Source organism: Neobacillus niacini NBRC 15566, assembly GCF_001591505.1.
Classification (GTDB): Bacteria; Bacillota; Bacilli; order Bacillales; family Cytobacillaceae; genus Neobacillus; species Neobacillus niacini.
On the sequence record NZ_BCVA01000008.1, the window covers coordinates 144,132 to 152,909 of the forward strand.

8 protein-coding genes are annotated in these 8,778 nt (G+C 35.7%); 1 reads left to right on the top strand and 7 read right to left on the bottom strand.

Annotation, left to right across the window (positions count from 1 at the left end; genetic code table 11):
- Positions 1-6: 6 nt before the first annotated feature.
- The 7 genes from BANA01_RS09720 to BANA01_RS09750 all read right to left on the bottom strand — a co-directional run bounded on the left by BANA01_RS09720 (position 7) and on the right by BANA01_RS09750 (position 6,527).
- Positions 7-1,014: an ADP-ribosylglycohydrolase family protein gene (locus BANA01_RS09720; protein WP_063252942.1), complete on the bottom strand. Its 1,008-nt coding sequence runs from the start codon at positions 1,012-1,014 to the stop codon at positions 7-9.
- Positions 1,014-2,018 carry a carbohydrate kinase family protein gene (locus BANA01_RS09725; RefSeq protein ID WP_082799462.1) on the bottom strand — a complete coding sequence of 335 codons (1,005 nt, stop codon included), beginning with the start codon at positions 2,016-2,018 and terminating at the stop codon, positions 1,014-1,016. Before BANA01_RS09725 ends, BANA01_RS09720 begins: the two co-directional genes overlap by 1 nt.
- A complete protein-coding gene (locus BANA01_RS09730; RefSeq protein WP_063252949.1) occupies positions 1,963-3,021 on the bottom strand; it encodes an ABC transporter ATP-binding protein in 1,059 nt (352 codons plus the stop codon). The genes BANA01_RS09725 and BANA01_RS09730 overlap by 56 nt, the downstream gene beginning before the upstream one ends.
- Positions 3,022-3,033: 12 nt before the next feature.
- Positions 3,034-3,822, bottom strand: a complete 789-nt coding sequence (locus BANA01_RS09735; protein WP_235847097.1) for an ABC transporter permease — start codon at positions 3,820-3,822, stop codon at positions 3,034-3,036.
- Complete coding sequence (locus BANA01_RS09740; protein WP_063252952.1) at positions 3,822-4,643, bottom strand: ABC transporter permease; 822 nt, start codon at positions 4,641-4,643, stop codon at positions 3,822-3,824. The genes BANA01_RS09735 and BANA01_RS09740 overlap by 1 nt, the downstream gene beginning before the upstream one ends.
- Before the next feature lie 76 nt (positions 4,644-4,719).
- A complete protein-coding gene (locus BANA01_RS09745) occupies positions 4,720-5,793 on the bottom strand; it encodes an ABC transporter substrate-binding protein (protein WP_063252953.1) in 1,074 nt (357 codons plus the stop codon).
- A 14-nt stretch (positions 5,794-5,807) separates the two neighbouring features.
- A complete protein-coding gene (locus BANA01_RS09750) occupies positions 5,808-6,527 on the bottom strand; it encodes a GntR family transcriptional regulator (RefSeq protein WP_063252954.1) in 720 nt (239 codons plus the stop codon).
- Between the two features lie 303 nt (positions 6,528-6,830).
- Between BANA01_RS09750 and BANA01_RS09755 the strand changes: the two genes are divergently transcribed.
- A complete protein-coding gene (locus tag BANA01_RS09755) occupies positions 6,831-8,399 on the top strand; it encodes an alpha-L-rhamnosidase-related protein (RefSeq protein WP_063252955.1) in 1,569 nt (522 codons plus the stop codon).
- Positions 8,400-8,778: the final 379 nt, after the last annotated feature.

Sequence of the window (8,778 nt, forward strand, 5' to 3'; positions counted from 1 at the left end):
GCATTATTAATTAATTTTACTAGAAGCCGCTAGTAATTTATTAGCAATTATTTCAAAACTAATACTATTTACCGTCTCAATTTTCTTAATCCAGTTTTCTTTTATTGATGAAGCACCACTATAGGCTCCACATAATGATCCAACTATTGCACCATTTGTATCCGCATCGTCTCCTATATTAACAACTGCTAGTATACCATCGGTTACCACGCCTTTTGCAGCATAAAACACACCAAGAGATAACGGTATGGATTCATATGATTTCATTCCTGCCCCAATATATTGATAGAGTAATAGGGAGATTTCCTCAAGGGACTTGTTTTGATTACGATCGACAATTTCTTTTGCCAGTCTAATTCTTGCAGATACAGAAGGGGAGGGGGTGTCATAACCAATTTCCTCTCCTTTAACAGCTCCTAAAATCGCGGCATCCATTACTTCACTTATGGTGCTATTACCTGCTACAGCTTTTGAAACGCCTGCAGCAATTGCGCATGCTGAAGCTACACCAGGTTTACTTCCATGTGAAGGCAATGCGGAAGCAATAGCATCTTTAATAGCGTGATTTACATTTTTATAATGGAATATTCCGATTGGAGCGACTCTCATTGCTGCTCCATTTGTATCACCTTTCTTGCCAGCCTCATAATAATTACCATTGGCAATAATAGTTTCCAAAAATAATCTGGTACTTGGCCCAATTACGGTGGATTCTAACATGTTATAGGATTGTGCCCATTCTTTCATTTTATGAATAAATAGTGGTGTATCAAATTTGCCAGCTTCAGTAAGGACTGAGGAAATAATTAAACTTTCTTGGGTATCGTCAGTAATGCCTCCTTCTATGACACTACTATGAGCAGTTTGTTCCTCACTTGGGGTAACAAAAGTAGTAATTCTATTATACACTCGGTTAATTTGACTTGGAGACATGAAGGAGGCCGGCATACCAATAGCATCACCAATTGCAGTCGCGATAAGGCAACCGTACGCTCTATCTAATAATGGATTCATTAATATTCACCTGCTATTTTTAAGATATCATTTAAATTAAACTTTATATGAGGACCCATGTATGTTGTGGTGATAGCACCACATGCGTTTGCCAGCATAACTGATTTTTGCATATTGTATCCTTGCAGAATTCCGTAAATTAATCCTCCTGCAAAACTATCCCCTGCGCCTGAAGTATCGATACTTTTAACCTGATATGTCGGTATAAATAGGTTTTTATCACTGCGATTTTCCCATAAATTCACACCGTGATTTCCTCTTTTCTCTATCAACCAGCTGACCCCATGTTTGAAAAACCATTCAGGGCAATTCTCTTTTTCAATTTCAAATAATGATATTAATTTCTCTAACTCACCAGAGTTTGGGGTAATAATATCCGAAAGTTTAATCATAGATAGAAGGATGTTTTGATCTATCTTAGATAATAAAGAACCGGGATCAAATAGAATCTTTACTCCTAATTCCTTTATTTTTTGAATAAATGTGATTATCGTACTTGCAAATTTAAAATCTAATAGATAATAACCAGTAACAAAGAGAAAGGAGGTGTTTTCCAGTAGTTGATCACTAATCAGTTCTGTATAAAACTGAGATTCACATCCTTTGAATGTCATAAAAGTCCTTTCACCCGATTTTTCCACTAAAGAGATACAATAACCTGTCTTTTCTTTAGGGTTAACTTGAATGGCTTCTCTTGATAGTCCTTGATTTTGTAAATAGTTATCTATTTCCTTACCTCTATCATCCGCACCAATAACCGAAACAACATGTGGTATCAATCCTAGATTTTTTAATGTTACCGCTACATTAATTGCACATCCGCCTACCTGTTGAAAGGAATCCCTAATAAAAGTATCTTCTCCCCTTGTGGGAAATTCACTGACTAACAAATATTCATCGATAATAATGCCACCTAATAATAGAATATGCTGATTCATGGAATTCTCCTTATTCCGTAAGAATGGATTGATCACTCGCGTTCCAACTAAAATAGATTTCATCATTTACTTTTAATTGGTCACGATAAGAATCATTTTGCTGCTGAATCCTGATATCATGACCTAATGCTTCGATTAGATACATAGAGAGATTTCCTATATATGTTACGAACTTTACTTTACCTTGAATGTGAGGATAGGATGGCCTGGTTTGGTCTACACGGATTTTTTCTGGCCTAACTGAAATGATATATTCTTCCTGGTTATATAACGAATAATCTTGTTGAGGTAGTGAAAAGGTTGACCCGTTTTGCAACACGAATTGTGAATTTTCCTTTATTCTTCCCTTAAGAAAGTTTGACTGGCCGATAAAACTTGCAACAAAAGAATTCACAGGATTTTTATATATGTTTTGTGGTGTATCCATTTGAACAATTTTTCCATTCTTCATAACTGCTATTTGGTCAGAAAGTGTCATGGCTTCTTCTTGGTCATGGGTTACAAATAGAGTCGTAATTCCAACTTCTTTTTGAATTTGCCTTAATTCAATTTGCATATCCACTCTTAGTTTTTTATCTAATGCACTAAGACTTTCATCAAGTAATAAGAGGGAAGGTTTGATTACCAACGCTCTTGCAAGTGCAACCCTCTGTTGCTGACCGCCGGAAAGCTGTCTTGGCTTTCTATTTTCGAACCCGGTTAGCTGCACCATTTCTAATGCTTTAGAGACTTCCTTTTTGATATCTCCTTTCGTAAAGTTCCTTTGCTCTAATCCATAAGCAATATTTTGACCAACAGTCATATGAGGAAAAAGTGCGTAACTCTGAAAAACCAACCCGATATTTCTTTTGTAAGGGGGTAATGTATCAATTGTATTTCCACCAATATGAATTGTCCCTTCATCCTGGTGCTCGAAACCTGCAATTAAACGTAAGGTCGTAGTTTTTCCACAACCAGAAGGACCGAGTAAAGATAAAAAAGTTCCTTTTTCTATTTCAAAGTTAATGTGATCTAGGACTAAGTTATTCTGAAAAGATTTACTTAAATTTTTTATCGCCAAGTATGCCATGACGACACCCTCCTACTTGAATAAAAATTTTAGAGAAGCCTTCATTACTGTAACAATGAAGATAATAATAATGGTAGTTCCTGCTAGTAATACGGTAGAAACTGCATTGATTTCTGGAGTAAATCCAAATTTAATTGATGAGTAGATTTCAATCGGCAATGTTGATTGACCGCTAGGAATTAGAAAATAAGATAGAATAAAATTATCAAATGAAATTACAAAAGCTAGGAATCCCCCTGCTAACATGGCAGGGAACAACAATGGGAAGGTGATTTTTCTAAATGTAGTCCACTCATTTGCTCCTAAACTGGCCGATGCCTCATTTATTGAAAAATCAAGGCTTTGCAAGCGTGCCTTAATGACCATTACCGTGTAAGGGAGGGAGATAATAATATGTCCGACCAGTAGAATATAAAAATTCTTATCCCAATTAAGTAGATTTAATAATAATAAGATAGATAGGCCTAGTATCAGCCATGGAATAGTTAAGGGTAATATAATTAAAGAATCAATCCATTTTTTTAGTGGAGATTTTGTTTGAACTATCCATAGCATTAACATAGTGGCAAGAATCACACAGAATAATGCTGTAATCGCAGCAACATAAATACTGGTCAGGGATGAATCGATTAAAGTCTGATTATTAGCAAGTTCGTTATACCAACGAGTACTAAATTGGAAGGGAAGAGAGTTATATTGAGATTCATTAAAAGACATTAACATTAATACAGCAATAGGAGCATACAAAAAGGTAAAAATGATACATGTATATACCCAGGCGATACCTTTTTTCAACATCATTACACCTCTTCCTTCGCAAACTTAGACAAAACAGTTGTAGAAATAAATACGATCATTAATAAAATAAAGGCAACGGCAGCTCCGAAATTCCAACCATATATTTCAAAAAACTGATCTTCAATTACGGTACCGATAACAGATCCCTCTGTTCCACCTAGTATTCTCGGTTCCACAAACACTCCTAGACTAGGAACAAACACGAGAATGGAACCTGAAATAATACCTGGCTTACTTAAAGGTAATATTATTCTCCAAAAGGTTGTAAATGGCCCTGCGTTTAAACTTTTTGATGCTTCGATTAATGAAGTATCCATTTTTTCCAATGACATATATATGGTTATAACCATATAGGGAAAAAAGATATGAATTAATGCAATGATGACTGCGGTCTGGGTAAACAAAATCCCTAAAGGTTCAGGACCGATAATATGCAGTTTTCTCAATATGATTTCTAGTATTCCACCATCCCTAAGGAGATTCTGCCATGAATACGCTCTGACAAGTTGGCTAGTCCAAAAAGGAATAATGATTGCAATTAATATAATATTTTTACCGCTATTGATAACCTTTGCCATAATATAAGCCATTGGGAAGCCTATTAAAATACATATTATGGTTACTAGTAAACTTGTAGAAATTGTTTTCCAGGTTAATTTTAAATAAAACCCCTTTTGGAAAAAATTTAGGTAATTCTGTAATGTTAAATGTCCAGTTGTACCGTCACTTAGGAAGCTATAGTAAACCATGATGAATAATGGAATTACACAAAAGGAAATTAATAGAAATACAGGCGGGCTAACCAGCCACCATTTCTTATTCACTTATTTTTTCCCTCCTTATGAAAAAAATCTAAGGCAGCAATAAACACAATGCTGCCTTAATTTAATTAATTATTGATTACTTTGCTTTAACCTCTTGCCACATCTCATTCCATGTTTTCTTTTCGGCGTCTGAATGATAGGAGATAAAATGAAGTTTAGCTATTGTTTCTTCATTTATACCCATTTGTTGAACAAACTCTGGATCTAAGTTCTTTGTTACTTCTGTATTCACAGGGTTTGGTCCGCCGGAATTCACCCAATTTTCTTGAAATTTAGAGCTCAGCATAAAGTCGATAAATTTTAATGCAAGGTCTTGATTTTTGGAGTCTTTAACAATGGCCCAGTTATCAACCCATCCAATAGCTCCTTCCTTTGGAATCACATAAGTAATTGGCTCTCCATTCTTTTTCATTGCAGCAGCCTGCCCACTCCACATTAGACCCACAGAAATTTGCTTTCCTGCGAATAGTTTTGAAAATTCATCACCTGTTTTCCAGTAAGTTCGATTGAGTTGTTTTTGATCAATTAATTTGCTCTTAATTTCGTTTAAATTAGTTGGACTATTAGGATTTTGTCCCAGTGCTAATGCAGCTGTCATAACAGCGTCGTTGAAATCATCTCTAAAAGCAATTTTACCTTTATATTTTTCATCCCATAGAATATTAACAGAATTTACCTCTTCTTTAATATCTTCCGAATTATAAGCAATACCTGTAGAACCCCACACCCAAGGTACAGCGTAAATCTTGTTATTTTTACTATTTTCAGGGAGATTTTTGAACTGCTCAAAAATATTCTTATAATTAGACAGTTTTGTTGAGTCGATTTCTTCTATTAAATTTTCTTCAATTGCAATAGGAAGGATAGAAGCGTTAGGCAGAATAACGTCTATTTTACCGACCCCGCCTGTTCTTAGCTTAGTTAGTAATTCTTCTTCAGATGCCATGTACTGATGGGTAACTTTGACTTTATATTTTTCTTCAAATTCTTTGATTACTTCTGGATCATCTGAGCCATAATCCTTCCAGTTAACAACTATCAGTTCTTTTTTTCCATCTTTGTCTGTTGTGGTTGAAGAAGATGAACACCCTATAGCGCTTACAACCAATAAGATAAATAGTAATGCTAATCCAAGAGACTTCTTTTTCATTACTTAACCCCCAATTAAATAATAGTAGTCATTATTTTAAATTCAATATTATTCCCATAAACAACAGATACTTTTTCTATTTCGATATAATCCTCGTTTAATACTTTTCCTTCAGCTTTAAGTAATGTGGAGTTTTTTGAATCAACCTGAAGAATGTCTCTTGTTGTATCGTCTATCTTGATAGGGGTTAACATAATCTCGGAGTGCTTAGGGAATATATTATATACATCCCTCATGATGTTGTATAACGACTCAGTTGCGAAGTTGAATCTTCCGATATCAGGGAATAAATTCAGAGGCAGCAATGATGTATCTATGGTTAGATATAGGACTTCACCATCTTTTTTTACACCCCTTGCCCTTACAAGTTTAAAGTATTCTTTTCCATCAACAGTAACATTTTTGTGTTCTAAAACCTTTGAAATAGCAGTCTCATTTCTACTCTTTAGATAGTCAGTAAACCCTCCAAAATTCCACATACTATATTTTACTTGTCTAATACAAACAAAGGTGCCTTTCCCTTGGTTTTGGTAAACTAATCCCTCTTTTACTAACTCAGAAATAGCCTTTCTAACTGTTCCTCTGGTCGTATCAAAGGTATTCATCATAGCGGTCTCTGATGGTAGAAGGTCTCCCTCTTTATACTCCCCCTTTAGAATATGTTCCTTAATGATTCTATGTAATTGCACATAGAGAGGCACCACATCGTTTTTGTCTAATGATTTTATATCCATTTTCCACACAGCCCCGTTCTTTTGTTATGTAGTTATTTGGTTATGTGTACAAGTTGACTATCTATAATTGATTATAGGTAGCGTTGAGTATTTTGTAAAGTGTTTATTTTCAGAAAATTATTAAAAATATATATAAAGTTGAAAACCATCTTGTTGTACCAAAAAAAAAAGACACTATCTAAAAAAACAGCGCTTTCAATGCCTTTTCTATTAAAATAAACTAACAATATAATCAAATTTGACCCGCCCAACAGGCCCACAACATCCGAGAAGTTCGAAACGGGAGAATCAGGAGTTGTTGTTATGAGCATTCAAAAACTACAAAATCATGTAATTGTACGAAATGAGCCATTTATTGAACAAGCGGAAGATTTGAAGCCTCATCTTCATGAAACATTTGTCAAACCAACTTCCATCGTAGAAATCAAAAACGATAAAGAAGTGATTCATGGCTGGAGGTCAGAAATTGTTGCTCCGGCTTCGACACTAACGGATTATGAATATGGAAAAGGAGATTCAGTTGTTCTTGATTTTGGTAATCATGAAGTCGGCTATCTCTCCATCAATATTCGGCCAGAGGGAAGTCCACCAGATGCACCTCTCAAATTAAAGCTGACAATTGGTGAAATGCCGGTAGAAATAGCGGAACCATTTGAAAACTATGACGGATGGCTTAGCAGCTCGTGGCTCCAAGAAGAAACTATTTTTGTAGATGTATTGCCAGCAGAAATTACTTTGCCGCGCCGGTACAGCTTCCGGTATGTGAAATTTGAGGTCATCGATACATCGCCAAAATATCGTGTTGTCTTTGAAAAAGTAGAATGCCGTGCTGTGACATCCGCCAATATAAATAACATCCAAACGATTTCCCACCAAGATAAAGATCTTCAAAAAATGGATGAGATTAGTATAAAAACACTGGCAGATTGTATGCAGGATGTATTTGAAGACGGTCCCAAACGAGATCGGAGACTTTGGCTGGGCGATTTGCGCCTGCAAGCTTTAGCCAACTATGAAACCTTCAAAAACAATGATCTTGTTAAACGCTGCTTATATCTTTTTGCAGGTGTTCCGGATGACAAAGGAAAGGTTCCCGCGAATGTTTTTGTGGCGCCTAAACTCATTGCAGATGATACTTATCTATTCGATTATTCCTTGTTTTTTGCGTCTTCTTTACATGATTACTATTTTGCAACCAGCGATTTAGAGACTTTAAGCGAGCTTTGGCCAACAGCCTATAAGCAGATTGAACTTGCCCTTGAACGTCTTGATGAAAATCATATATTACTAGATACAGCCGACTGGTGGTCATTCGTCGATTGGCAGGAAGGATTAAGCAAACAAACTCCTTCTCAAGCTATATTAATATATACATTGAAACAGGTCATTCGTCTGGCCAAAGAATTGAATGCACCTGAACAGATCATTTTAGAAGACCGTTTGAAAGAAATTGAGACAGCTGCGAAGACTCATTTATGGGATGAACAGCAGCAATTCTTTATTAGTGGTGCAGAACGTCAAGTATCTTGGGCAAGTCAAATTTGGATGGTGCTTGCAGGCGTTTTCAGTAAGGAAGAGAACCAAAAACTTATGAAACATTTATTAAAAGAAAAGCCTGACTTTGGTATCGCTACCCCATACATGTACCATCACCTAGTAGAAGCGTTGCTTGTTTCTGGAGAGAAAGAGGCGGCCATATCGGAAATGAAAACATACTGGGGCGGAATGATTCAAGATGGTGCGGATACGTTTTGGGAATTATACGATCCAGAAAATAAAGGTTTTTCACCTTATGGAAGCCATTTAATCAACAGTTATTGTCATGCCTGGAGCTGTACCCCAACCTATTTAATAAGAAAATATAATTTGTAGAATGACAGATAATAAGGACAACCCAGGCGAATTTTTGTTACGGGTTTACTTTAAAGAAACCGGAGATATCTAAAATAAGCGGAGATTTTTCGGTTAAACTCCAAAATAGAGTTCGGTTCGGTGATATAAACGGAGGTTTTCCGATTAAGCAAAGCAAAATTACCCATATTCACGAGTTTCGAATCAATAATCGGAATCTTTCCGTCTATTTCTTACGATTAGTCAAGTGTATTTCAATTAATTCATTTATGTTTTTTATTTAGAAGTATTTGGGAGGGGTACCCCTCCCAAATACTTCTAAATTTCTCCATGACGAAAAGACCTCACGATATTCTTTTTTTCGAAAGGTCATTGTGCTATAGTGAATATAAACTTGGCT

Excerpts from the sequence above, each read along its gene's own strand:
- BANA01_RS09720 (WP_063252942.1), bottom strand. The coding sequence starts at position 1,014 with ATGAATCCATTATTAGATAGAGCGTACGGTTGCCTTATCGCGACTGCA.
- BANA01_RS09725 (WP_082799462.1), bottom strand. The coding sequence starts at position 2,018 with ATGATGAAATCTATTTTAGTTGGAACGCGAGTGATCAATCCATTCTTA.
- BANA01_RS09730 (WP_063252949.1), bottom strand. The coding sequence starts at position 3,021 with ATGGCATACTTGGCGATAAAAAATTTAAGTAAATCTTTTCAGAATAAC.
- BANA01_RS09735 (WP_235847097.1), bottom strand. The coding sequence starts at position 3,822 with ATGATGTTGAAAAAAGGTATCGCCTGGGTATATACATGTATCATTTTT.
- BANA01_RS09745 (WP_063252953.1), bottom strand. The coding sequence starts at position 5,793 with ATGAAAAAGAAGTCTCTTGGATTAGCATTACTATTTATCTTATTGGTT.
- BANA01_RS09750 (WP_063252954.1), bottom strand. The coding sequence starts at position 6,527 with ATGGATATAAAATCATTAGACAAAAACGATGTGGTGCCTCTCTATGTG.
- BANA01_RS09755 (WP_063252955.1), top strand. The coding sequence starts at position 6,831 with ATGAGCATTCAAAAACTACAAAATCATGTAATTGTACGAAATGAGCCA.